This window comes from Cupriavidus sp. SK-4, from assembly GCF_000611125.1.
Classification (GTDB): domain Bacteria; phylum Pseudomonadota; class Gammaproteobacteria; order Burkholderiales; family Burkholderiaceae; genus Cupriavidus; species Cupriavidus necator.
Window position 1 is genome coordinate 112,161 of the sequence record NZ_JFJW01000089.1, and the last position, 24,046, is coordinate 136,206.

The 24,046-nt window shown below is 66.1% G+C and carries 21 protein-coding genes; 14 read left to right on the top strand and 7 right to left on the bottom strand.

The genetic code is table 11. The features are described from left to right. Positions 1 to 99: 99 nt before the first annotated feature. Together CF68_RS19315 and dusA are read right to left on the bottom strand one after the other, a co-directional pair. The gene (locus CF68_RS19315; RefSeq protein ID WP_035821762.1) at positions 100 to 363 is read right to left on the bottom strand and encodes a hypothetical protein; all 264 of its coding nucleotides are present in this window, start codon (positions 361 to 363) and stop codon (positions 100 to 102) included. A gap of 1,027 nt (positions 364 to 1,390) precedes the next feature. After that, positions 1,391 to 2,428: a tRNA dihydrouridine(20/20a) synthase DusA gene (gene dusA, locus CF68_RS19320; RefSeq protein ID WP_035821765.1), complete on the bottom strand. Its 1,038-nt coding sequence runs from the start codon at positions 2,426 to 2,428 to the stop codon at positions 1,391 to 1,393. 363 nt (positions 2,429 to 2,791) lie between these two features. Between dusA and CF68_RS36335 the strand changes: the two genes are divergently transcribed. Beyond that, positions 2,792 to 3,415, top strand: coding sequence for a L,D-transpeptidase (locus tag CF68_RS36335; protein ID WP_051591596.1), 624 nt, complete (start codon positions 2,792 to 2,794; stop codon positions 3,413 to 3,415). Next, entirely contained in the window at positions 3,381 to 3,716 is a 336-nt protein-coding gene (locus tag CF68_RS37130; RefSeq protein WP_152548517.1) for a hypothetical protein, read from the top strand. The genes CF68_RS36335 and CF68_RS37130 overlap by 35 nt, the downstream gene beginning before the upstream one ends. A gap of 114 nt (positions 3,717 to 3,830) precedes the next feature. Here the strand turns inward: CF68_RS37130 and CF68_RS19330 are convergent, their stop codons facing one another. The 3 genes from CF68_RS19330 to CF68_RS19340 all read right to left on the bottom strand — a co-directional run bounded on the left by CF68_RS19330 (position 3,831) and on the right by CF68_RS19340 (position 7,285). Next, positions 3,831 to 4,391 (bottom strand): NADPH-dependent FMN reductase, encoded by a 561-nt coding sequence (locus tag CF68_RS19330; RefSeq protein WP_035821767.1) that lies wholly within the window; start codon positions 4,389 to 4,391, stop codon positions 3,831 to 3,833. Between the two features lie 129 nt (positions 4,392 to 4,520). Beyond that, positions 4,521 to 5,609: an enoyl-CoA hydratase/isomerase family protein gene (locus tag CF68_RS19335; RefSeq protein WP_035821770.1), complete on the bottom strand. Its 1,089-nt coding sequence runs from the start codon at positions 5,607 to 5,609 to the stop codon at positions 4,521 to 4,523. 110 nt (positions 5,610 to 5,719) lie between these two features. Continuing rightward, positions 5,720 to 7,285, bottom strand: a complete 1,566-nt coding sequence (locus tag CF68_RS19340) for a methyl-accepting chemotaxis protein (protein WP_035821772.1) — start codon at positions 7,283 to 7,285, stop codon at positions 5,720 to 5,722. Positions 7,286 to 7,513: 228 nt separating this feature from the next. On the opposite strand from CF68_RS19340, the gene CF68_RS19345 reads away from it, so the two are divergent. The 3 genes from CF68_RS19345 to CF68_RS38995 all read left to right on the top strand — a co-directional run bounded on the left by CF68_RS19345 (position 7,514) and on the right by CF68_RS38995 (position 11,442). Then, entirely contained in the window at positions 7,514 to 8,377 is an 864-nt protein-coding gene (locus CF68_RS19345; RefSeq protein WP_035821774.1) for a sterol desaturase family protein, read from the top strand. A gap of 1,738 nt (positions 8,378 to 10,115) precedes the next feature. Then, positions 10,116 to 10,808, top strand: coding sequence for an autotransporter outer membrane beta-barrel domain-containing protein (locus CF68_RS38990; protein ID WP_255351120.1), 693 nt, complete (start codon positions 10,116 to 10,118; stop codon positions 10,806 to 10,808). Beyond that, a complete protein-coding gene (locus tag CF68_RS38995; protein WP_255351119.1) occupies positions 10,744 to 11,442 on the top strand; it encodes an autotransporter outer membrane beta-barrel domain-containing protein in 699 nt (232 codons plus the stop codon). Before CF68_RS38990 ends, CF68_RS38995 begins: the two co-directional genes overlap by 65 nt. Before the next feature lie 75 nt (positions 11,443 to 11,517). On the opposite strand, the gene typA is transcribed toward CF68_RS38995, so the two are convergent. Further along, positions 11,518 to 13,338 (bottom strand): translational GTPase TypA, encoded by a 1,821-nt coding sequence (gene typA / locus CF68_RS19365; protein WP_035821785.1) that lies wholly within the window; start codon positions 13,336 to 13,338, stop codon positions 11,518 to 11,520. A gap of 188 nt (positions 13,339 to 13,526) precedes the next feature. Between typA and CF68_RS19370 the strand changes: the two genes are divergently transcribed. From CF68_RS19370 to CF68_RS19410, 9 genes are all read left to right on the top strand, one after another. After that, positions 13,527 to 14,015: a MarR family winged helix-turn-helix transcriptional regulator gene (locus CF68_RS19370; RefSeq protein WP_035821787.1), complete on the top strand. Its 489-nt coding sequence runs from the start codon at positions 13,527 to 13,529 to the stop codon at positions 14,013 to 14,015. A 101-nt stretch (positions 14,016 to 14,116) separates the two neighbouring features. Beyond that, entirely contained in the window at positions 14,117 to 15,661 is a 1,545-nt protein-coding gene (locus tag CF68_RS19375; RefSeq protein WP_035821790.1) for an efflux transporter outer membrane subunit, read from the top strand. A gap of 44 nt (positions 15,662 to 15,705) precedes the next feature. After that, a complete protein-coding gene (locus CF68_RS19380) occupies positions 15,706 to 16,962 on the top strand; it encodes an HlyD family efflux transporter periplasmic adaptor subunit (protein WP_035821793.1) in 1,257 nt (418 codons plus the stop codon). 2 nt (positions 16,963 to 16,964) lie between these two features. Further along, on the top strand, positions 16,965 to 18,578 hold the full coding sequence (locus tag CF68_RS19385) for a DHA2 family efflux MFS transporter permease subunit (protein WP_035821796.1): 1,614 nt from the start codon (positions 16,965 to 16,967) through the stop codon (positions 18,576 to 18,578). Between the two features lie 198 nt (positions 18,579 to 18,776). Further along, positions 18,777 to 19,559 carry an IclR family transcriptional regulator gene (locus CF68_RS19390; protein WP_035821799.1) on the top strand — a complete coding sequence of 261 codons (783 nt, stop codon included), beginning with the start codon at positions 18,777 to 18,779 and terminating at the stop codon, positions 19,557 to 19,559. A gap of 18 nt (positions 19,560 to 19,577) precedes the next feature. Continuing rightward, positions 19,578 to 20,282, top strand: coding sequence for a dipeptidase PepE (gene pepE / locus CF68_RS19395; RefSeq protein ID WP_035821802.1), 705 nt, complete (start codon positions 19,578 to 19,580; stop codon positions 20,280 to 20,282). A gap of 61 nt (positions 20,283 to 20,343) precedes the next feature. Further along, a complete protein-coding gene (locus CF68_RS19400) occupies positions 20,344 to 21,267 on the top strand; it encodes a DUF1177 domain-containing protein (protein ID WP_035821804.1) in 924 nt (307 codons plus the stop codon). Next, entirely contained in the window at positions 21,264 to 21,962 is a 699-nt protein-coding gene (locus CF68_RS19405) for an AroM family protein (RefSeq protein WP_035821806.1), read from the top strand. The genes CF68_RS19400 and CF68_RS19405 overlap by 4 nt, the downstream gene beginning before the upstream one ends. Before the next feature lie 84 nt (positions 21,963 to 22,046). Continuing rightward, positions 22,047 to 23,039, top strand: coding sequence for a tripartite tricarboxylate transporter substrate binding protein (locus CF68_RS19410; RefSeq protein WP_035821808.1), 993 nt, complete (start codon positions 22,047 to 22,049; stop codon positions 23,037 to 23,039). 38 nt (positions 23,040 to 23,077) lie between these two features. Here CF68_RS19410 and truB read toward each other — a convergent pair whose 3' ends face one another. Beyond that, complete coding sequence (gene truB / locus CF68_RS19415; RefSeq protein ID WP_035821810.1) at positions 23,078 to 24,025, bottom strand: tRNA pseudouridine(55) synthase TruB; 948 nt, start codon at positions 24,023 to 24,025, stop codon at positions 23,078 to 23,080. Between the last annotated feature and the right edge of the window lie 21 nt (positions 24,026 to 24,046).

A 24,046-nucleotide genomic window follows, 5' to 3' on the forward strand; every position in this document is an offset into this window, starting at 1 on the left:
TCATCAGCGCGTTACGTTGCTGATCGACGAAAACCAAGATTATACAAACAGTTTTCCGGGATGGCTAGTATCCAGCACAATATTTTTTGAGAGGAAAGCTCAGCTTCGGGACGGGCTCCACTTTGCCTCAAGCAGCACTGCCTGCTTGATGGCTTCGACAGTCTCGGCTTCGGTATCGAACTGCCCCAACAAGCGGCGCGACTTGCCATTCAGCACGGCTTCCTGCAATGCCTTGCCAGCGGCTTCCGAAGTGCCGGGGTGCCAGCAGTAGCGTGCCGTCCATTTGCCGTCCTGCAGTTGCTCGGCAACCCAGACCACCCTGAAGTCTTCATAGACGACGCCGAACGGCGCTTCGTTTTCCACGTTTGCTTTTTCCACGCTGCTCCCCCTGCCGGCATCGGTCCGCAATCCATGCCTTGTCTCGCCTGGGGCAATGCGAGGGATCGTATCACGGTCGCCGACCAGGGCGCCCGCCCGGCTGGCGCCTTCGCGCATGCCATCGATCGCTCGCGGAAATATGCTGTGCACAGCCCCTACCTCTGCAGGGTTCATGCCGCAAATGCACGAAGCGATACTTGTGCCTGAGGGACATTGACCCCCCTCGACCTTCCCGTCAGGCGGTCCGCCCCATCGGGCCGCCTGCCTCTTTTTTGGCCACCCTGCCCTCTCATTGCCGTGACGCCAGCACCTGGCGATGGAACCTCACGAGCGTATGCGAGCCCAATCGACGTCACGGACAAAATCGACACGTCAACGAACGCAGGGAACGGGAATGCAAATCAAGTGTAGATGGCCTGCGCGGATTCTTGCGCTGACGGCATTGGCGGCCTTGCTCGGCGGATGCGCTGGCGGCGGGGTGGACGGCAGGGAATCGAGCATCACGACGTACGGCACGCTGGACGTAGGCATCAGCCATACGCGCTAGCCTGCTGGCGTGACCGATGGAACTCTTTACGAGGGCAACCGTCTAATCCCCTCGTCTGGCGCATGCAAAGCGAGCGCGCAAAAAAAGAGTCCGCAGCGCGGACTCTTAAATTTAGCGATCTCAAATGCCCTGAAGGCGGTTGCATTGTAACTGTCATCCCGGGAATGCACCATTCGGGTAAACGAAGAGCAACAAACCTGGCGCAGCAGCAAAAGGCGCCGACGAAAAAAAAAAGCCCGCCGAAGCGGGCTAATAATCAGTTGAAGAAAGCCCTGTATTCGAGGGCAGGCACAGTGTATGAAAGTGCCCTGCCTCAGCGAATTAGGGGAATCCCTTTCCTGGCGCCGGTTTCCGGGCGATCAGGCATTGCAAGCGCGGCGCGCGGTACCCCCGCGCAGCCATGCACATTTTCACGATTCGGAGTTAGAGCGCGGCCTCGGCAGTGCGCGCGCGGCCCACGCTCGCTTACGCGGCCAGTGGCTCTTGTGCCTGCGGCCGCAAGTGCGCGCGCGCCTCTTCGAAGAGTGCATCCACATCGGTACGCGTGCGTGCCGCATTCATGCGCTTGGCATCCGACAGCACGCGGCGCCAGCCACGCCCGCCCGCAATGCCACGATGCAGGCCAAGCATGTGGCGCGTGACCGCGCCCATATAGCCACCCCGCTCCACCAGGTCGCCGATGTAGCGCTGCATCGCCAGCTCGACATCGAGCCGCGACAGTGCCGGCGCACTCGCATCGCCATAGAAGCGCGCATCCATTTCGGCCAATACATAGGGCTGATGGTATGCCTCGCGACCGATCATCACGCCATCGACGTGCTCGAGGTGGGCCGCCATCTCGTCATAGCTGACGATGCCGCCGTTGATCAGGATCTCCAGCCCAGGAAACTCCTGCTTGAGCTGGTACGCCACCTCATAGCGCAGCGGCGGAATCTCACGGTTTTCTTTCGGGCTCAGGCCCTTCAGGATTGCATTGCGCGCGTGGACGATAAACGTGCCGCAACCTGCCTCGGCCACCCGGCCGACGAAATCACGAACAAAATCGTAGTGCTCGATCTTGTCGATGCCGATGCGATGCTTGACGGTGACCGGGATGTCCACCGCATCGCGCATCGCCTTGACGCAGTCGGCCACCAGTTGCGGCTCGGCCATCAGGCACGCGCCGAAGGCCCCGCGCTGCACGCGCTCGGACGGGCAGCCGCAGTTCAGGTTGACTTCCGCATAGCCCCATTGCTGGCCCAGCTTGGCCGCCATGGCAAGATCGGCCGGCTCGCTGCCGCCCAACTGCAGCGCGACCGGGTGTTCGGCCGCATCGAAATCCAGGTGGCGCGGGACGTCGCCATGCAGCAGCGCGCCGGTGGTCACCATCTCGGTGTACAGCCAGGTGTGGCGGCTGAGCTGGCGGTGGAACATACGGCAATGGCGGTCGGTCCAGTCCATCATCGGCGCCACGGATACCCGGCGCGGGCTTGCAGCAGCGATCTTCCCTTGATAATCAGTCATTTCACAACGATCCACCTGGACCGATATTCCTACTTAGAAAACTCAAAATTTACCTCGCCGGTCTGCCGCGAAACAGCAGTTTTCGCTGATGAGCGGAAGCGCGTTGAGTTTACCACCGAGGGGCTGATTGAGACCGATAGAGGCAACGCCGGTGCTGAGGCGGCGAATGCGCGCTTAACTGGGCTACATCAGCGCCGCCACCGACATTACAAGAATTAGAAGACGTGCAGCACAGATAACATACATATTCGGAATGCGCTGATTGATTCCCGAAGGCTTCTGCGCGCAAATGGAAGGTGCGTGCCCGCCCGCGACAGGGGCCGTCCCGCACCGCCCACAATACGCTATGAGGTGCTTAATCAGATGAGCTTCCTTGAATCCGAGATCCGGGATAACAACATCCTACGCAGAGATCTTGAAGAGCTAGTAAGAGAACGCTTTGGCTACACGCTCAACCGCCCGGATTCGCCGCACGAGATTGTCAAGCTTTTGAGGCTTGATGAACTGGAGCGCGAAATTCACTGGCGCAAGGCCAAGCTCCTTTTCGACGGGAAGTCGCTGCAGTGGATAGAGGGCGGCGCAGCGCGGATGCGTTGGCCTGCCGTCTCAGGGCGGACCGGCTACCAGACCAAGGAACATCAGGCCACCAAGGACGCAGGCCCCATACCGGAAGGCGTGTACATCGCGCGGCAGGATGATTTTCAACGCTGGGAAGATACAAGCATCTTCAACAGAGCTGCCTGCATTCTCAGGCTCATCAACATCAAGGCCGGGCGATGGCCAGGCTGTACGACAGCCTGGGGAACCCGGCGCATTGGGTTGCAGCCACGCCCGGGGACAAACGTGATTGGCCGAAGCAATTTCACGATCCACGGCGGAAGCTACCCTGGCTCTGCAGGTTGCATCGACCTCACCAGTTCAATGAATTCCTTTGCCAAGGAGTTTTTGTACTATGCCAAAGACATGGAACTGGAAGTTCGCTATTAAGGCTGTCGGTTCCAGCATCCTCGGTCTCGTCGCCATGCTGATGCTGGTAGAGATATGGGGAGCCTGGACAGGCCCTGAGAACTATCCGTTCGGCGGCCAAGGACCATCTGCGGCGATGTGGGCATATCAATCACAGGCGAACTACCTGCTGTCGTGCTTCGCACTCCTGCTTGGTTGCTCACTTGCAATTTGGGCGTTGCTGGCAATGAACCGCAGCATTTGGCTGCGCTGGCTGGCCGGGATGCCGGTGCTTCTCCTCTGGGCATGGATGGCACTCGACGGTTCTCGACTCGACCTCTGACCGTTCGCTGACAGGAGCCGGGGCGGATGCGCACGCCTTCGTAACCTGACACGCCCCCCCAACCGCGGTTACAGGCTACCGCGTCGAGGTTCACAGCGCCCCGCCCCGGCAGTATCAGCGCGGCGCAGTCCGCTCGATCCAGCCTGCAAACGTCGTCAGAAATTTGCCGAGAAAGCCCTTGGTCGATTCATTGGCGATCCCGCCCTGCTCATCAAGCAGCTTGTCGACGCCGCTGATATACGCCTCAGGCTGCTGCAGCATCGGGACATTGAGGAACACCATCGACTGGCGCAGGTGCTGGTTGGCACCGAAGCCACCGATGGCGCCGGGCGAAGCGCTGATGACGGCGCTAGGCTTGCCGTCCCAGACGCTGCTGCCGTAGGGCCGCGAGCCCACGTCGATGGCGTTCTTCAGCGGCGCGGGCACGGAGCGGTTGTATTCCGGGGTCACGAACAACACGGCGTCGGCGCGGCGGACGCGGTCGCGGAACGTGGTCCAGGCCTGGGTAGGTTTGTCGTCCAGGTCCTGGTTGTACAGCTGCAGCTCTCCGATCTCGACAATCTCCAGCTTGAGCTGCGGCGGCGCCAGCGCGATCAGCGCCTTGGCCAGTTTGCGGTTGTATGAATCCTTGCGCAGGCTTCCCACCAGTACAACGACATCACGAGGATTGCTCATTGCGACTCCTTTGACTGTGTGGACGTAACGACGCAGACGGCGCCCGCGGCCAGGGTTGCCATGACCACGGGCGCGGGTCCAGCCGTCACTCTACCCGAGTCGGCGCCGCCACGTCCTGCGCAGCCGATGTCAGGCAGTCTTGCCGAGCGAAGCCAGCGGATGCTCCTCGGCACGCCACGGGCTGTCGAAGAACGACAGCACCTTCTCTCGGCTGACATCATCAAGCCGGGCGTGTTGCCAGCGCGGCTTGTGATCCTTGTCGACGGCCAGCGCGCGGATACCCTCGACGCCATCGCCCTTGCGGAACACGTAGTACATCATGTCCAGCTCCATGCGCAGCTCGTCTTCAAGCGACATGCTGCGCGCACGGCGGACCTGCTCCAGCGTCACGCACAGCATCAGCGGCGAGCGGCTGCGCAGCATGGCGGCGGTCTGCGCGGCCCAGTCGCCCGGGGCGTCGCTGACGGCGGCAAGGATGTCCGGCATGGTGTTGCCCGCGAACAGGCTGTCGATCTGTGCCGACAGCCCGGCCAGCGTGCTTTGCGCGGGCACGCAGTCATCGCGGTGCGCAGCGGTAAAGCCTTCGATGTGCGCCAGCACGGCGTCGCCGCTGGCAAACTGCTGCGTGCGCAGCGAATCGACCAGCTCGGCCAGCCGGTTGCCCGGCAGCCAGGCATCGGCCAGGCCGGCGTTGAGCGCGTCGGCGGCATGGATCACGGTGCCGGTCAGCCCCAGGTACTCGCCGATGCGGCCCGGCGTGCGCGCCAGGAACCAGCCGCCGCCCACATCCGGGAACAGGCCGATATTGGTTTCCGGCATCGCCATCTTGGTGCGATCGGTGACCAGGCGCAGCCGCGCCCCCTGCGAGATGCCCATGCCGCCGCCCATCACCACGCCGTCCATCAGTGCGATATAGGGCTTGGCATAGCGGTGGATCAGGAAGTTCAGCGCGTATTCCTCGACAAAGAACTGGTCGAGCAGCGGATCGCCTTCGTGCGCGGCCTTGTGGAAATGGCGGATATCGCCACCGGCGCAGAAGGCCTTGCCGCCGGCACCGGCGACCACCACCGCCACCACCTCGGGCGCGGCGGCCCAGGTCTGCAGCGCCTGGGTGATGGCGCGGATCATGTCGAGCGACAGGGCGTTGAGCGCCTGCGGGCGGTTCAGCGTCAGGTATCCGATGCCACCGCGGACCTCTGTCGTGACGAATTCAGTCATGTCGTACTCCTCCAATGCAACTCGCGATTTTACGCCAGTCGCATCGGCAAGCGCATCCCTGTGGGCAGCTTGCGGCGCATGCGCAGGCACTGCGCATGCGCCCGGCACCGTCAGGCCAGCCGGAATGTCGCCACCAGCGAGGTCAGGCGCTGCGCCTGGTCTTCGAGCGATGCCGCCGCGGCTGCCGCCTGCTCCACCAGCGCCGCATTCTGCTGCGTCATGCGGTCCATCTGCGACACCGCCACGTTGACCTGCTCGATGCCGTTGGACTGCTCGTCCGAGGCCGCGCTGATATCGCCGATGATGGCGCTGACGCGCTGCACCGCATCGACGATGTCCTGCATCGCCCGGCCGGCGTCATCGACCAGCCCCGAGCCTTCACGCACATTGGCCACCGAGGCGCCGATCAGTGCGCGGATCTCCTTCGATGCGCCGGCGCAGCGCTGCGCCAGATCACGCACATCGCCGGCCACCACGGCAAACCCCCGGCCGTGCTCGCCGGCACGCGCGGCTTCCACGGCCGCGTTCAGCGCCAGGATATTGGTCTGGAACGCAACCTTCTCGATCACGTCGATGATGTCGACGATCTTGCCCGAGCTGGCATCGATCGATTGCATGACGTTGACCACGCGCAGCACGGCCTCGCTGCCGCGCTCGGCTAGGGTCGCGGCATCCGTTGCCAGCCCGCGGGCCTCGCGCGCGCTGTCGGCGTTCTGGCGCACGGTACTGGTCAGCTCCTCCATGCTCGAGGCGGTCTCTTCCAGCGAGGCCGCCTGCTGCTCGGTACGCTGCGACAGGTCGGCGTTGCCGCTGGCGATCTGCTTGCTGGCCGAGGCAATCGAGTCCGCGCCGCCGCGCACGTCGCCCACCATGGCCACCAGGCTGGCCTGCATCCGGCCCAGCATGCCGAGCATGCGCGCGGTCTCGTTGCGCGCTGACTCGTCGGCCAGCACCTCGCCGCCGGAAGCGGCGACGCTCAGGTCGCCACCCGCGATCTTCTCGAAACGCCCGATCGCCGTATCCAGTGGCTGCACGATCGAACGGCGCAGGCGCCATGCCACCACGGTGCTGAAGGCCAGGCCCACGGCCAGCACGCATGCCGACAGCGTGAACAGGGTGCGATAGCGTTGCTGCGACGCCTCGTATACCTGCTTGGCGCTGGCCACCTGCAGCTTGTTCAGTTCGGCATTGACGGCGGTGAAGGCGATGTCGAGCTGCGGGATGGTTTCGAGCACGGCCTTCATCACGCCATCGCGGTCGCCGGCGTGCAGCGCGGCGATCATTGGCGCGACGCCCTGCTTGAAGAGCGCATCGCGCTTGGCGGTGACATCCTCCACCGCCCTGGCTTCGTCAGCCGAGCGCGGCAAGGCGAGGTAGGCCTGCCAGGCTTTCTCGGAATCGCGCGCAAAGCCTTCCGCGGTCGCGGCGCGCGCCTTGGCATCGGCGGGGTCCGTGGCGAAGGTCGCCTGGTCCAGCAGTACGCGCACCAGCAATTGGTTCGAACGCGCTTCGGCCAGGTTGACCGCGGCCGACAACTGCTGCTCATAGATCTGGTGCGTCGCCTCGTTGCTGCGCGACATGCCGAGCCAGCCCACAGCGCCGACAATCAACAACAACAAGTTCGTGACGATAGTGAGGAACCACAATCTGGCTCCGATGGTAGTGTTCTTGAACATGAAGGCTCCGGGGGATGAAAAATCGGGAGCGCGCGCCGCGCCGCCGCCCTGTTCAACTACGGCGCGCTGGCTGCGTCCTTTACCGGTATTCACCACCTTCACACGCGTGACAGAATTGCGTGGCAGTACAGCAACCCACCATGTGGCGGATGCGCCGCGAAACTCCGCGCGGCGCCGTTTGGAGGAACCCCTCGTGGCAATTCCATGCGGAATATGCAAACTGGCGGGATGAACACTGAATCGCTCGATCCCGGACTGGTGCTGCTGGCCTTTGCGCCAGTGTTCCTGCTGACCATCGGCGCCGAGGCCTGGTACTGGGCCCGCCGCGACCCGGCCGTCTACAGCCTGCGCGACACCGTATCCAACGCAGCGCTGGCGCTGATGCACCAGGCGTCGGATGCGTTCTTCCTCTGGCTGATGATCCGCACGGTCTATACCTGGTGCTACCAGCACGGCCTGCACGCCATGCCGGAGGCCCTGTGGTCATTCGCGCTGCTATTGCTGCTGCAGGATTTTCTCTATTACTGGTTCCACCGCGCCAGCCACCGCGTGCGCTGGCTGTGGGCTTCGCACGTGACGCACCATTCGTCGGAAGGCATGAATTTCTCGACAGCGTTCCGGCAGAGCCTGACGTATCCGCTCTCAGGCATGTGGCTGTTCTGGATTCCGCTGGCGTGGATCGGCTTCACGCCGGACTGGGTAACCCTGGCGGTAGGCGTGAACCTGGCCTTCCAGTTCTTCGTGCATACGCGGCTGGGGCAACGCTGGCCGCTGATCGAGTCGCTACTGAATACGCCATCGGTCCATCGCGTCCACCATGCGAAGAACCCGCAGTACATCGACCGCAACTACGCCGGCGTGCTGACGATCTGGGACCGCCTGTTCGGCACCTTCGTCCCCGAGCATGAGGCACCGGTGTACGGCATCACACGCCAGGTGCGCACGCACAACCCGCTGACGCTGACCTTCCACGAATGGCGCGACATGTTCGCCGATGCCTGGCGCGACCGCGACCTGCGCTACCTGTGGAAGCCGCCCGAGTGGCGCAGCCCGCGCGCACCGGCGCTGGAGGTCGTGCCTAGCGCGCAATAGCCATCGCCTTCACAAGTTTCCGCAAGAACCAGACTATTAATTTCTGCGCAGAAAATACGAAATTGACCGGCCGCTGGCACCGGCATTTACTTCCATCCGGTGCCCGTGCCGATGCAGCGCGTTGCTGCGCATCGTAGCGATCCTCGACAGGGGCAGGCAAAGCACCCGATGTGGAGATCGCGGCAATGGCGTGCGCATGGTCAAGGTTCACCGCCGTAACGATGGGCCCGCTCGCGGCGGCCGCCGCCCAGTTGCTGCCCTGCCCCGCCTACGCGCAGAAGGCCATCTCAGGCGATGGCATCGCACAGATCGACCTGCGGCAGCCTGCGTCGTTCAGCACCTATACCGTCACCGGAGACCCGGCCTCCACGGACGTGACATTTATCGGCAGCGCCTTTGTTGCGGATACCGATGCGGTCACCGACGGCGGTTCCGCCAGATCCTATGTGTTCCGTAATCGCGGCACGATCCGCACCAGTGGCACCAAGTCGGCCGGGGTCTTGCTCGGCTCCGCCGACGCGGGCAGCACGGTGGTCAATACCGGCCTGGTCGAAAGCGACAGCACTGGCGATGGCATCCGGATCCTCGGCATGGCCGGCGTGGTGCTGAACCAGGGCGGTGCCATCCACGGCGGCACCACTGGCGTGCTGCTGGAGCGCGGCGGCACGGTGACGAACCTGGCTGGCTCAGTGATCGGCGCCAGGAGCGGACACGGCATCAGCGTCGTGAACGATGGCGGCAGCGTCGCCAATGCAGGTGCGATCTCAGGAGGACTGATCGGCGTTCTGCTGGACAGCGGCGGCAACGTGGCCAATGGCTCGACGGACGGCGGCACGTCCATCGCCACCGGTGCGGAGATCACCGGCGGCACGTACGGGCTGTGGATCGGCGGCAGCGGCGGCAACGTGGTCAACTATGCCGGCAGCACGATAAGGGGTAACGGCAATGCAGGCGTCCTGATGGCCGGCGCGTCCGGCACGGTCGACAACCGTGGCACCATCGACGGCCTGGAACACGGCATCCGGCTGGAAAGCGGCGGCACGGTCATCAACCGCGGCATCGTGCGTGGCGCCACCACGGCCGGCATAGCGCTGGCCAACGGCGGCACGGTGGAACACCTGGGCGGCCAGATCGTGGCGCAGGCCGGCAGTGGCGTGCAGGCCACCGGTGGCGCCATCATCAACAGCCACGCCACGATCGAGGGCGCGCCCAATGCGGTGCAGTTCATGGCGGGCAACAACACGCTGGCATTGCACGCAGGCTCCGTCACCGTCGGCGCGCTGCGCATGGGTTCCGGCGCCGACCGCGTGACCGTGTTCGCCGATGCGGATATCAGCCGGGTGCCGTTGTATGAAGGCGGCACCGGCGGCAGCACGCTGGCCTTCGACGGCTATCGCGGCAGCGTGCCGGGCAGCATCGATCCCTGGACCGTGGTCGCTGCCACCGGCGGCGCGGATGTCACGTTCAACAGCGGCACGCTTTATGAGGCCGGCCTGTTCCGGATCGACAGCGGGGCCACGCTGCGCTTCAGCGGCGATGGCGGAACGCTGATCGGGGACGCAGGCAACCAGGGCACGCTCAGCTATGCCAATGGCTCAGGCGCCGGTGTCTATCGCGTGACGGGCACGCTGGCAAATGGCGGGCTGGTCGACCTGGCCTCGGCGTCGGGCGGCGCCGGCCAGTTACTGTTCGCCAGCCATTACGCAGGCAGCGGCGGGCCGCNGGCGGCACGCTGCGCCTGAAGACCGTCTTTGCCGGCGACGGCGCCGCATCGGACCGGCTCGTCATCGATGGCGGCACGGCGACCGGCACCACCGGCCTGCGCATCGTCAATGCCGGCGGCGCGGGCGCGCTGACCACGGCCAACGGCATACTGGTGGTCGAGACTGTCAACGCGGGCACCACCACGCCCGCCGCGTTCGCGCTGGACGGCCGCGCCGTGGCCGGCGCTTACGAGTACCGCCTGTTCCGCGGCGGCACGGACGGCAGCAATCCGCAGGCCTGGTACCTGCGTTCGGCAAAGCCGCCGCAGCCGGCGCCACCGGGTCCAGGCCCCACGCCCTCGCCGCCCGAACCGCCTGCGCCACCGCAGCCCCAATACCGCCCTGAAGTTGCCGCCTACCTCGCCAACCAGCGGCTGGTCGGGCAGATGTTCGTGCATAGCCTGCATGACCGCCTCGGCGAGCCGCAATACGCCGAAGGCATGGCTGCCCGCAGCGGCCCTGGCAGCGCCCCCGGCAGCATCCGTTCGGGCTGGCTGCGCGCGCTCGGCAATTGGGAAGGCAGCCACAGCCGCGACGGCAATTTCAAGGTCGGCACTGGAGCATTCCTGCTGCAGGGAAGGCGTCGAGCTGGCGCGCTGGCGCGTGGCCACCGGCTCCGATCGCTTGCACGTGGGCGCAATGGGCAGCTACGGCAACGCCGGCAGTGATGCCCGCGCCGACGGCAATCCGGCGCGTGCCAAGGGCAGCGTGCAGGGTTGGAGCATCGGCGCCTACGGCACCTGGTACCAGAACGACGAGCACAAGCTCGGCGCTTATGCCGACACATGGCTGCAGTTCGGCTGGTTCGACAACAAGGTGGAAGGCGACCGCCTGCCGACGGTCGGCTATGGCGCCAACGGCTGGGCCATCTCCGGCGAGACCGGCTATGCGTTCCCGATGCGCGGCGGATGGATGGCGGAGCCACAGGCCCAGCTCGTCTACGTGAAGTACGGCGCCGATGACATCACCGAGTCCAACGGCACGCGCATCACCGGCGCCGACTCCAGCGGCGTGGTCACGCGCGTGGGTGCGCGCCTGCACCGCATTTTCCTGCGTGTCGACGGCCGCAAGATCCAGCCATACGCGACGCTGAACTGGTGGCACGCCGGCATCGACAGCAATATCTCGTTCAACCGGTTGCCGCTCGGCAGCCTGTACCCGTCCAACCGCTATGAGCTCAAGCTCGGCGTCAATGCCGACATCGGCAAGCGCTGGAGCGGCTGGGCAAATGTGGCCGGCGCGTGGGGGGCACAAAGTTTCTATCAGTACGCGCTGCGTGCCGGGGTGAAGTACGCATGGTAAGCAGGTGTCTCATTGCCCCGCTGCCAACAAAAAACCGCGCTCACGGGCGCGGTTTTTTGTTGGCACAGCCAGCGCTTATGCGCCTTCGCGGGAAGCGCGCTTGCGCTCGTGTTCCTTCAGGTGGCGCTTGCGCAGGCGGATGCTCTTGGGCGTGAGCTCGACCAGCTCGTCGTCGGCGATGAATTCCACCGCATATTCGAGCGACATCTGGATCGGCGGCACCAGGCGCACGGCTTCGTCGGTACCCGAAGCGCGCACGTTGGTCAGCTGCTTGCCCTTGATCGGGTTGACCACCAGGTCGTTGTCGCGGCTGTGGATGCCGATGATCATGCCTTCGTACAGCGCATCGCCCGGCTTGACGAACATGCGGCCGCGGTCCTGCAGCTTCCACAGCGCGTAGGCCACGGCGTCGCCGTCGTCCTGCGAGATCAGCACGCCGTTGTGGCGCTCGCCCAGGCCGCCTTCGCGCACCGGCGCGTAGTCGTCGAAGATATGGCTGATCAGGCCGGTGCCGCGCGTCAGCGTCATGAACTCGCCCTGGAAGCCGATCAGGCCACGGGCCGGGATGCGGTATTCCAGGCGGGTACGGCCCTTGCCGTCAGAGGCCATGTCGAGCAGTTCGCCCTTGCGGCGGCCCAGCTCTTCCATCACGCCGCCCTGGTGGCTGTCTTCGACGTCCACGGTCAGCAGTTCGTACGGCTCGTTCTTGACGCCGTCGATTTCCTTGAACACCACGCGCGGACGCGACACGGCCAGCTCGTAGCCTTCGCGGCGCATGTTTTCCAGCAGGATGGTCAGGTGCAGTTCGCCGCGGCCCGACACCTCAAAGATGGTGTCGTCGCCGGTATCGGCCACGCGCAGCGCCACGTTGGACTTCAGTTCGCGGTCCAGGCGCTCGCGCAGCTGGCGGCTGGTGACGAACTTGCCTTCACGGCCGGCCAGCGGCGAGGTGTTGACGCAGAAGTTCATGGTCAGCGTCGGCTCGTCCACCTTCAGCATCGGCAGCGCGTCCTGGGCGTCCGGCGCGCACACGGTGCAGCCGATCCCCAGTTCTTCGATGCCGTTGATCAGCACGATGTCGCCGGCTTCGGCCTCGGACACGATCTCGCGTTCCAGGCCCTGGAACTTCAGCACCTGGTTGATGCGGCCCTTGATCGGGTTGCCTTCCGGGCCGAACTTGACCACCACGTCCTGCAGCGGACGGGCGCGGCCACGCGAGATGCGGCCCACGCCGATCTTGCCGACGTAGCTGGAGTAGTCCAGCGAGATGATCTGCAGCTGCAGGGGGCCGTCCCGATCGTCGTCACGCACCGGCACCTTGTCCAGCACGGTTTCGAACAGCGGCTTCATGTCGCCGTCGCGCACGTCTTCGGTCAGGCCGGCAAAGCCGTTCAGGCCCGAGGCGTAGATCACCGGGAAGTCGAGCTGCTCGTCGGTGGCGCCCAGCTTGTCGAACAGGTCGAAGGTCTGGTTGATGACCCAGTCCGGGCGCGCGCCCGGGCGGTCGATCTTGTTGACCACCACGATCGGCTTCAGGCCCAGCGCCAGCGCCTTGCGCGTGACGAAGCGGGTCTGGGGCATCGGGCCCTCGACCGCGTCGACCAGCAGCAGCACGCCGTCGACCATCGACAGCACGCGCTCCACTTCACCGCCGAAGTCGGCGTGGCCCGGGGTGTCGACGATATTGATATGGGTGCCGTTGTATTCGACGGCACAGTTCTTCGCGAGAATCGTGATCCCGCGTTCCTTTTCCAGGTCGTTCGAGTCCATCACCCGTTCGGCGACTTGCTGGTTGTCGCGGAAGGTGCCTGCCTGGCGCAGGAGCTGGTCGACCAGGGTGGTCTTGCCATGATCGACGTGGGCGATGATGGCGATATTTCGGATGGCGCGGGTCATTGCTGCGTCTCGCTTTGGAGAATCTGAGGTAACCCAACATTCTAGCATGTTGCAGCGCAAGGCGCGTTGATCGGAACCGCCACTTACCGAATGAATATCATTGCGAAAAGTGGAATAACCAATTTCCGTTCTTGCGCATCGTTAAACGTGAACATATATTTGCCTCAGCAAAGATTGCAAAGGCAAAGATGTCACGGCTCCCTTCCTCCGATCAGCCAGCCGAATTCACGGCCGGCCAGTTCGATCCGGCCCAGTACCAGATGTCCGACAGCGTCGGCTACCTGATGCAGCGCGCCAAGAACATGCTGGCGCACGGGGTCGAGCAGGAAGTCAGCGGCCTGGACATCACGCAGGCACAAGCCAGTTGCCTGATGATGCTGGCCACCGGCCGCGCCTCGACCGTCACCGACCTGGGCCGCGAGCTGAATACCGACATGGGCTCGGTCACGCGCCTGCTCAGCCGCATGGAAAAGCGCGGGCTGATCGAACGCCGGCGCCGCGACGCCGACCGCCGCGTGGTCGACCTCTCGGTCACGCCACAGGGCCAGGAACTGGTGGAACGGCTGCCCGCCATCTTCTGCAAGGTACTCGCCCACCACTTCCGCGGTTTCTCCGAGGATGAGATCCAACTGCTGCGCAGCATGCTGCGACGGATCATTGAAAACAACAGCGGGTAGCGGACATGTCTGCCGGCTTCCGGCAAGCCAGAACGTCCGGTCAACCGGACCCCGTAGCAGCCCATAGAAAAACAGCATGGCTCCGGCAACGGAGCGTCATCATGAAACCAGCTCTCCCCCCCCAAGCCTCCCAGCCAGCCCGCACAAGCGCGCTCGTGCGCCGCGCCGGCACACTGGCGCTGACCGCCGTGGCCGCGGCGGTGCTGGCCGGCTGCGCGGCCCTTGGCAATTCGCACAGCACGCAGACCGTGGCCGACCCGGCCACGATGGCCACCTCGCAGACGTTGCCCGACGAACACGGCCAATGGCCCTCGCAGGACTGGGTCGCACAGTTCAAGGACCCCCAGCTGAGCGCCCTGGTCGATGAGGCGGTCAAGGACAACCCGAGCCTGCAGGCCGCGTTCGCCCGCGTGGAAGCTTCGCGCGCCATGGCCGATGCCACCCGCAGCGCGCTCTATCCGCACCTGGAGTTCGAAGGCAGCCTGATCCGCCAGCGCTTCTCCGAGAAAGACCTGTTCGAAGGCACCCCGCTGGCGGGATCGTGGCAGAACCAGTCGCGCCTGCAGGTGGGCCTATCCTATGACTTCGATTTCTGGGGCAAGAACCGCGATGCGCTCGAAGCCGCGCTCTCCGACGACCGCGCCGCCGAAGCGGAAAGCCAGGCCTCGCGCCTGATCCTGGCCACCTCGATCGCCCGCAACTACGCCCGCCTGGCTGCGCTGTACGCCCAGCACGACGTGGCCGAGCGCGCCATCGCCCAGCGCGGCGACCTGACCGAGCTGTCGCGCCAACGCCTGGCCGCCGGCCTCGACACCCAGGTCGAGACCACGCAGGCGCGCGGCACGGTGGCTGCTTCGCGCACCGACCTGCAGCGCGTGGACGAGGAAATCGCCCTGGCGCGCAACCAGCTTGCGGCGCTGCTGGGCAAGGGCCCTGACCGCGGCCTGCAGATCCAGCGCCCGGTGCTGCTGGCGCAGGCCACGCCGACGCTGCCCGACAACCTGACCATCGGCCTGCTGGGCCGCCGGCCGGACCTGGTGGCGGCACGCTGGCGCGTGGAGGCGGCGTCCAAGGACATCAATGTCGCCAAGAAGGAGTTCCTGCCTGACGTCAGCCTGACCGCCTTTGCCGGCCTGGCCGCGCTGGATCCGTCCAACCTGTTGATGGGCGTCAGCCGCACCTTCGGCATCGGCCCGACCATCCGCCTGCCGATCTTCGAAGGTGGCAAGCTGCGCGCCAACCTGAAGGGCAAGTATGCCGGCTACGACATCGCCGTGGCCAACTACAACCAGGCCCTGGTCGATGCGCTGCGCGAGACCGCCGACACCATGACCAGCATCCGCAGCGTCGACAAGCAGATCGAGACCCAGCGCGAAGCCCTGGACCTGGCCGAGCACGCCTATGCGCTGGCCACCACCCGCTACAAGGCCGGCCTGGGCACGCAGCTGACCGTGCTGAACGCCGAAAGCAATGTGCTGCAGCAGCGCCGCCTGGCGACCGACCTGCAGGCGCGCCGGCTGGACCTGCAGATGGGCCTGATGAAGGCGCTCGGCGGCGGCTACGAGGAGCCTGCGGAAGGCCACGAGAGCGCGGGCCACAACCCGGCGCAGCAACAGCACAACACCCAGGCGGGCACCCGCGGCTGATCCGCGCACCCAGTGATCGAACACAAGATTATTCAGAAGACATCATGAGCAACAACCAGCAAGCGGCCGGCACCAACGCCCCCCAGCACCCTGCCCAGCAAGCGCCGGCCACCACCAACAACAACGGCAAGCGCAAACGCATGCTGCTGTCGCTGACCGCGGCAATCGTGGTCGCCGGCATCGGCTATGGCGTTTACTGGGGCATGTACGCCCGCCACTTTGAAAACACCGACGACGCCTATGTCGCCGGCAACGTGGTCCAGGTCACGCCGCTGGTGGGCGGCACCGTGGTGTCGATCTCCGCCGACGACACGCAACTGGTCACCGCCGGCCAGCCGCTGATCCAGCTTGACCGCGCCGATTCGCAAGTGGCGCTGGAACAGGCCGAGGCCCAGTTGGCACAGGCCGTGCGCGAAGTGCGCACGCTATACGTCAACAACGGCTCGCTCGCCGCCAACGTGGCGCTGCGCGAAGCCGACGTGGCCAAGGCCCGCGACGACCTGCGCCGCCGCCAGGCCATCGCCGGCTCGGGCGCGGTCTCGAATGAAGAGATCTCGCACGCGCAGTCCGCGCTCAAGGGTGCGGAGTCGGCGCTGCTGGCCGCGCGCGAGCAGCTGGCATCGAACAAGGTGCTGACCGACCAGACCACGGTGGAGAAGCACCCCAACGTGCAGCGCGCCGCCGCCAGCCTGCGCTCGGCCTACCTGTCGTTCGCGCGCTCGTCCATGCCTGCGCCGGTGACCGGCTACGTTGCCAAGCGCTCGGTGCAGGTCGGCCAGCGCGTGGCCGCCGGCGCGCCGCTGATGGCCGTGGTGCCGCTGGACCAGGTCTGGGTCGACGCCAACTTCAAGGAAGTGCAGATCACGCATATGCGCATCGGCCAGCCGGTGACGCTGGAAGCCGACGTGTACGGCTCCAAGGTGGAATACCAGGGCAAGGTCGCCGGCTTCTCGGCCGGCACCGGCTCGGCCTTCTCGCTGCTGCCGGCGCAGAACGCCACCGGCAACTGGATCAAGGTGGTGCAGCGCCTGCCGGTGCGCATCGCGCTTGACCCGCAGCAGCTCAAGGAGCACCCGCTGCGCGTGGGCCTGTCGATGACCGTCAAGGTCGACGTGCGCCGCGAGGAAGGCGCCGCCATGGCCGCCGCCGCGCCGGCCAAGCCGATGCAGACCGATGTCTATGACAAGGTTGCGCAGGACGCCGACCAGCTGATCGCGCGCATCATCGCCGCCAACAACGGCGGCCGCAGCACCGGCCTGCCCTCGGCCAGCGCCGCCAACGCCAAGCCCGCCAACACCTGATCATGGCCAACTCCCCCACCGCCGCGCAGTCCGGCGGCAGCCAGGCGCCGGCGCGGCCCGTCCGGCCGCTGGCACCGCAGCAGCCGCAGCCGCTGACCGGCGGCAAGCTGGTGGTCGGCACCATCGCACTGTCACTGGCCACGTTCATGAACGTGCTGGACTCGTCGATCGCCAACGTATCGATCCCGGCGATTTCAGGCGACCTGGGCGTGGCGCCCAACCAGGGCACATGGGTCATCACCTCGTTTGCGGTGGCCAATGCGATCTCGGTGCCGCTGACCGGCTGGCTGACCACGCGCTTCGGCGCGGTGCGGCTGTTCATCACCTCGATCCTGCTGTTCGTGCTGGCATCGTGGCTGTGCGGGGTCGCGCCCAACCTCGAGACGCTGCTGGCCGCACGGGTCCTGCAGGGCGCGGTGGCCGGGCCGATGATCCCGCTGTCGCAGTCGCTGCTGCTGTCGAGCTATCCGCCGCAGAAGAGCACCATGGCGCTGGCACTGTGGGGCATGACCACGCTGGTGGCACCGATCATGGGCCCGCTGCTGGGCGGCTGGATCTCAGACAACATGACCTGGCCGTGGATCTTCTACATCAACGTGCCGGTGGGCATCGTCACGGCCTATGTCACCTGGGCCATCTACAAGGACCGCGAAACCCCGACCAAGGTGCTGCCGATCGACCGCATCGGCCTGGCGCTGCTGGTGATCTGGGTGGGCTCGATGCAGCTGATGCTCGACAAGGGCAAGGAGCTGGACTGGTTCCACTCGACCGAGATCGTGGTGCTGACGCTGGTGGCGATTGTCGGCTTCCTGTTCTTCCTGATCTGGGAGAGCCATGAGAAGCACCCGATCGTCGATATCAGCCTGTTCAAGGGCCGCAACTTCAGCGCCGGCGTGGTGGCCATCTCCGTGGCATACGGGCTGTTCTTCGGCAACCTGGTGATCCTGCCGCTGTGGCTGCAGACGATTGTCGGCTATACGGCCACGGACGCGGGCATCGTGATGGCGCCGGTGGGGATCTTTGCGATCCTGCTGTCGCCGCTGATTGGCAAGAACCTGCCGAAAATGGATGCCCGCTGGGTGGCCACGGCCGCGTTCATCACCTTCGGCATCGTCAGCCTGATGCGCGCCGGCTTCACGACGCAGGTGGACACCCGCACGCTGATGATCCCGACCCTGATCCAGGGCGCTGCCATGGCGATGTTCTTCATCCCGTTGACCTCGATCATCCTGTCTGGCCAGCCGCCGGAAAGGATTCCGGCGGCGTCAGGACTGTCCAACTTCGTCCGGATCACGTTCGGGGCCATCGGGGCGTCGATCTCGACCACGCTCTGGGAAAACCGGACGGCCTTGCACCACGCGCAGCTGGTGGAACAGGTCAACCCGTACAACCCGGCCTACCACGACCAGCTCAACCACCTGATGCATATGGGCATGAGCCAGGCCCAGGCAATGGGCGTGATCGAGCGCAACATCTCCCAGCAGGCGGCCATGCTCGGCGCCAACGACATCTTCTGGATTTCGGGGATGCTGTTCTTCGTGCTGATCGGCTTTGTCTGGCTGACGCGGCCGGCCAAGGGCGGCGGCGGGTCGGCGGATGCAATGGCGGCGCACTGACCCAACTTCTCCGGTTTTCAAGACTTGGCCCCTGATCGGGGCCATTTTTTTTGCTTCGCCGCCGGGTTGCTGCGCCGGGAATGCCCCCTTGTGTTCCAGTCTTCGTGCCTCTATTATTTGCAAACCGAATTACGGAACCTTGGTTCCTAAAAACGGAACTCAAGAAAGTAAGAGAGATGCGGAGCGTGGAGTGGCGGAGTGAGCATTCTTGAAGGCGTGGAAAGCGTGCTGGACATGTTCGGGCATCACCGGCACGAGATCACTTTTAACGATGTCCTGGACGAACTGGGCCTTGCCAAGAGTTCGGCCTCGCGCCTGCTCGCCCAGATGGTGCGCTACCGCCTGCTGGAACTGCAGCCGTCCACGCGGCGCTACCGCCCTGGCGCGCTGCTGATCCGCGCAGCACAGGCGGCTACGCAGGCACATCCCTTCGACGAGCAATGCCGCGAGATCCTGGCCACGCTGTCCGATGCCACCGGCTTCACCGCCTACCTGTCGATGCTGGACGGCACCGACACCGTCGTGCTGCAACGCCTGAACGGCAGCAACCCGGTGCAGGTGCTGTCGCCGCCTGGCGCACGCCGGCCGGCATTCACCACGGCGATGGGCCGGGTGCTGCTGTCGCGCCTGCCCGAGCCTGAATTCAGCGCACGCTATGGCGCCGCCGGCGCCCGCAAGCTGCCGGATGCACCCGCAGGCTGTCCTGCCACGATTGCCGAGCTGCGCGAGCGCGTGGCGACGGCCCGCGCCGAACGCAGCGCCATCGCCGTGAATGAAGGCATGCCCGGCATCGGCGCCGTAGCCGCCACACTGGCAGACCCGCTCTCAGGCGACGTGCGCGGGCTGTGCCTGTCTTTCACCGCGATGCAGGTCAGCCAGGCCCAGGCCCAGGCGCTGCGCGCGACGCTGGTGCAGGCCGTGGCACCCGTGGGACAGCGCATCGGCGACCCACTGTGGCTCGACGCCGCCCCACCTATCTAGACTTCGCCGCAACGATCCATGGAACTCCTGTTACTCAGCAACTCCAGCAGCGACGCCGGCTACCTGGTCCACGCCCAGGCGGCGATCCGCGACCTGGCCGCCGGCCGCAAGACTGCCTGCTTCATCCCGTTCGCCGGCGTCACGCGCGACTGGGACACCTACGAGACGCTGGTCCGCGACGCCTTCGCGCCGCTCGGCATCGCGGTGCAATCGCTGCACCGGCTGGCCGAACCGGCGGCAGCCGTGCGCGCCATCGAGGCGGCCGAACTGATCGTCGTTGGCGGCGGCAACACGTTCCGCTTGCTGCAATGCCTGCGCGAGCGCGGCCTGCTGGCCGCGATCTCGGCGCGGGTGCGATCCGGTGCGGCGCGCTATATCGGCTGGAGCGCCGGCGCCAACCTGGCCTGCCCGAGCATACGCACCACCAACGACATGCCGGTGGCCGATCCAGGCGGCCTGGACGCACTGGCGCTGGTCCCCTTCCAGATCAACCCGCACTACTTCAACCTGGTCGTGCCCGGCTTCCGCGGCGAAACGCGCGACCAGCGCCTGGCCGAGTTCACCGTGCTGCAGCCCGACATGCCGGTGCTGGGCCTGCCCGAAGGCAACTGGGTGCGGGTCTCGGACGATCGCCTCAAAATGGGCGGCGCCCATGCCGCGCGCTGGTTCAGGGGCGCGGACATTGCCGACGTGCAGCCCGGCGCGCTGTCGCTGCCGCGCTGAATTTACTGGCCTGAGTCCCAGCGTACAGAACCCCACCCCAGCCCCCAGGAAGTCAAGCAAGATGTCTATCAAGCAGGTTATTGAATCGATCGAGCTGCTGTCGGCAGCGAATGTCGACGGCGCAGCCGTCGCCTCACTGCTGCGCTCGCGCGGCCTGGACGATGTCACCGTGACGCGCGTGGAAGAGAACGGCCTCTACACCGATTTCCTCGCCTGCACGGTGCCCGGACAGAACCCGGATGCGCCCGCACTTGGCGTGGTGGGCCGGCTGGGCGGCGTCGGCGCGCGCCCGGCCGTGACGGGCCTGGTGTCCGATGCCGACGGCGCCATCGTGGCCGTCGCCAGCGCCCTGAAGCTGGCCGACATGGCCGCCACCGGCGACTTGCTGGCCGGGCCGGTGCGCATCCACACCCATATCTGCCCGCACGCCGCCACGCGGCCGCACCATCCGGTGCCGATGATGAAATCGCCCTTTGCGATGCGCAAGATGATGTCGCATGAGGTGCACCCGCGCATGGCGGCAATCCTGTCGGTCGACACTACGCGCGGCAACCGCTTCGTCAACCGCCGCGGCGTGGCGCTGACACCAGTGGCCAAGGAAGGCTGGCTGCTGCGCCTGCCGGAGCGGATGCTGGACCTGATGGGATGGGTCAGCGGCGAACTGCCGATGGTGTTGCCGTTGACCACCCAGGACATCACGCCGTACGAGAACGGCCTGTGGCATGTCAACTCGATCATGCAACCGGCCATCGTGACCCCTGCGCCGGTGGTGGGCGTGGCGCTGACCGCGCAGACCACGGTGCCAGGCTGCGCAACCGGCGTCACCAACGCCTTCGACATCGACGTGGCGACGCGCTTCTGCATCGAGGTGGCGAAGCAGTTCGCCCAGGGCCAGTGCGACTTCTACGACGCGGCCGAGTGGGCCGAGCTGCAGCGCCGCTATGGCTCGCTGGCCCATCTGCAGACCGTGGGCACCGAGGCATGAACACGGCTGCCGCACGCCAGCCACGCGTGGCCTTCGTCACCATCGGGCAGGCGCCCCGGACCGATGTGGTCCCGCAGATGATTGCAGACCTGGGCCTGCCGGCCACGGTGGAAGAGTTCGGCATCCTGGACGCGCTGGGCCCGCAAGACATTGCCGCGCTGGCGCCCGTGCCCGGCGAGTACCGCTTTGCCAGCCGGCTGCGTGACGGCACGCAGGCGGTGATGGGCAAGCCGGCGGCCGAGGCCATGCTGGCCCGGCTGATGACCTCGCTGGACGACGGCCGCTTCGACGCCCTGGTGCCACTGTGCACCGGCACCGCCCTGCCGCCGATGCAGACCCTGGTCGTCGAACCGCAGCAGGTAGTGGACCACCTGACCGTGGCGCTGGCGCAGGGCTGCAAGCGGCTCGGCATCGTGTTGCCGCTGGAAGCCCAGGTAAGCGGCTTCCACCTGATCCAGCCCGTGCCCTGCGAACTGCGCGTCACGCATGCCTCGCCCTATACCGACACCAGCACCGGTCGCTTCGCGCAGGCGGGCGAGACGCTGCGCGGCTGCGACCTGGTGGTGATGCACTGCATGGGCTACACCGAAGCCATGCGCGCCGAGGTGGCGCGCCATGCCGGAGCCCCGGTGCTGCTCTCCAACCGCATGGTGGCAAGGCTGCTGGGACAGGTGCTGGCTGGTGCCGAGGCCTGAATCAGGGCACGAAGCGAACGCATTTTCGGGTAAGGGCAAGCCCGCTGACAGATTGCCCATGACACTGCTGGAGTGGAAGTAACAATGGAAAAGGTGGCGAAGTGGATGGGGCCGCTGGCACGCGGCATGATGTGGATGAGCCTGGGCGCGGCGGTGATCCCGGGCGCGCAGGCGCAGGAGTGGAAGCCGGCCAAGCCGGTGCGCCTGCTGGTGGGCTTTGCGCCTGGCGGCTCGGCCGATCTGCTGGCGCGCCTGGTGCAGGCGCCGCTGTCGGAAAGCCTGGGGGTGCCGGTGGTGGTGGAGAACGTGCCGGGTGCGGGTGGCAACATCGCCGCCGACAAGCTGGCCAAGGCCCCGGCCGACGGCTACACCATCGGCATGGGCGCCGCCGGCGCGATGGCGGTGACCCACGTGCTCAACCCCAAGGGCACACCATACAAGGCGGATGATTTCACGCCCATCGCCATGCTGGCCACCCAGCCGAATGTCGTGATCGTCAATCCGGCCCTGCCGGTCAAGACCATGGCCGACTTCGTCGCCTACGTCAAAAAGACGCCGCAGGTCACCTACGGCACCGCAGGCGTCGGCACGTCGAATCACCTGATTGCCGAAACCATGCTGCACCGCCTTGGCATCGACATGGTCCATGCGCCGTACAAGGGCGCCACCCCGGTGATCACCGACCTGATGGGCGGCCATATCGCCATGACGGTCGACAACATCACCACCGCGGCGACGCTGGCCAAGACCGGCAAGGTCAAGGCGCTGGCGGTCACCGGCAGCAAGCGCTCGCCCTTGTTGCCGGAGGTGCCGACGCTTGCCGAGAGCGGCCTGAAGGACTTCAACATGCCGACCTGGCAAGGTATCTTCGGGCCGAAGGACCTGCCGAAGGCGATCGTCGCCCGCTACAACCAGGCGCTGGTCAAGGCCTTGGCGAACCCGGAAGTCAGGAAGAAGATGGCTGAATTCGGCTCTGAGCCCGTGGGCGATACGCCGGAGCATTTCGCCGGGTTCCTCGCCCAGGATCGCAAGATGTGGGCCGATGTCATCAAGACGGCCAAGATCACGCTCGAGTAATTGCTGACGGGGCGGCCGCTTGCGGCCCCTCACGCAAATTACAGCTTGACCAGACGCTCCGGCCGCAACGCGCCTTCGCGCATGCGCGCCACGCCCAGCAGCCGGGCCGGCTCGCCGGCATAGACGCGCGCCAGCGCATCCTCGGCCAGCCCGGTATCGGCCGGCAGGTCGCGCTGGGCAATGCGCTGGCCCTGCAGGAAGCGCGCTGCGGCGGCGTCATCCAGATGCACCGGCGCACACTTCTGCAGCAAGGCGTCCACAGGTGCCAGCATGGCCGGGCGCTGCGCGTCGTCGTGCTGTTCGATCTGTTCCAGCGTCACCGCGCCGTCCAGCGTCAGCTCGCCCACGGCGATGCGGCGCAGTCCGGTCAGGTGCGCGCCGCAGCCCAGCGCTTCGCCGATGTCCTCGGCCAGCGTGCGGATATAGGTGCCCTTGCTGCACGTCACCCGCATCGTGAACGACGGGGCATCGGGCAAGGCGCAGTCCAGCAGCGAAATCGAACGGATGGTGACGCGGCGCGCCGCACGCTCCACGGTCTGGCCGGCGCGCGCGTATTCATACAGCGGGCGGCCGTCCTTCTTCAGCGCCGAATGCATCGGCGGCACCTGTTCGATCTCGCCGAGAAAGCTTGCCAGCGCCTGCTCCACCGCGGCACGGTCGCAGGTGACCTCGCGCACATCTAGCAGCTCGCCTTCGGCGTCGCCCGTGCTCGAGCGCGCGCCCAGCCGCACTACGGCGTCATAGGTCTTGTCCGCTTCCAGCAGGTCTTGCGAAAACTTGGTGGCTTCGCCGAAACACAGCGGCAGCAGCCCCGTGGCAAGCGGATCCAGCGTGCCGGTATGGCCGGCCTTGGCCGCGCGCAAGAGGCGCTTGGCGCGCACCAGCGCGTCGTTGGACGACAGGCCCAGCGGCTTGTCGAGCAGCAGCACACCATGGACCTCGCGGCGCCGCAGGCGCGGCGGACGGTCGGCGTTGGAATCGGTCATCGGGAGAAAGCGGGAGGCGGG

Bases quoted from the DNA above. Each gene is read 5' to 3' on its own strand.
- dusA (WP_035821765.1), bottom strand. From the start codon at position 2,428: ATGACTGATTATCAAGGGAAGATCGCTGCTGCAAGCCCGCGCCGGGTA.
- CF68_RS36335 (WP_051591596.1), top strand. From the start codon at position 2,792: ATGAGCTTCCTTGAATCCGAGATCCGGGATAACAACATCCTACGCAGA.
- CF68_RS37130 (WP_152548517.1), top strand. From the start codon at position 3,381: ATGCCAAAGACATGGAACTGGAAGTTCGCTATTAAGGCTGTCGGTTCC.
- CF68_RS19330 (WP_035821767.1), bottom strand. From the start codon at position 4,391: ATGAGCAATCCTCGTGATGTCGTTGTACTGGTGGGAAGCCTGCGCAAG.
- CF68_RS19335 (WP_035821770.1), bottom strand. From the start codon at position 5,609: ATGACTGAATTCGTCACGACAGAGGTCCGCGGTGGCATCGGATACCTG.
- CF68_RS19340 (WP_035821772.1), bottom strand. From the start codon at position 7,285: ATGTTCAAGAACACTACCATCGGAGCCAGATTGTGGTTCCTCACTATC.
- CF68_RS19345 (WP_035821774.1), top strand. From the start codon at position 7,514: ATGAACACTGAATCGCTCGATCCCGGACTGGTGCTGCTGGCCTTTGCG.
- typA (WP_035821785.1), bottom strand. From the start codon at position 13,338: ATGACCCGCGCCATCCGAAATATCGCCATCATCGCCCACGTCGATCAT.
- CF68_RS19370 (WP_035821787.1), top strand. From the start codon at position 13,527: ATGTCACGGCTCCCTTCCTCCGATCAGCCAGCCGAATTCACGGCCGGC.
- CF68_RS19375 (WP_035821790.1), top strand. From the start codon at position 14,117: ATGAAACCAGCTCTCCCCCCCCAAGCCTCCCAGCCAGCCCGCACAAGC.
- CF68_RS19380 (WP_035821793.1), top strand. From the start codon at position 15,706: ATGAGCAACAACCAGCAAGCGGCCGGCACCAACGCCCCCCAGCACCCT.
- CF68_RS19385 (WP_035821796.1), top strand. From the start codon at position 16,965: ATGGCCAACTCCCCCACCGCCGCGCAGTCCGGCGGCAGCCAGGCGCCG.
- pepE (WP_035821802.1), top strand. From the start codon at position 19,578: ATGGAACTCCTGTTACTCAGCAACTCCAGCAGCGACGCCGGCTACCTG.
- CF68_RS19400 (WP_035821804.1), top strand. From the start codon at position 20,344: ATGTCTATCAAGCAGGTTATTGAATCGATCGAGCTGCTGTCGGCAGCG.
- CF68_RS19405 (WP_035821806.1), top strand. From the start codon at position 21,264: ATGAACACGGCTGCCGCACGCCAGCCACGCGTGGCCTTCGTCACCATC.
- CF68_RS19410 (WP_035821808.1), top strand. From the start codon at position 22,047: ATGGAAAAGGTGGCGAAGTGGATGGGGCCGCTGGCACGCGGCATGATG.
- truB (WP_035821810.1), bottom strand. From the start codon at position 24,025: ATGACCGATTCCAACGCCGACCGTCCGCCGCGCCTGCGGCGCCGCGAG.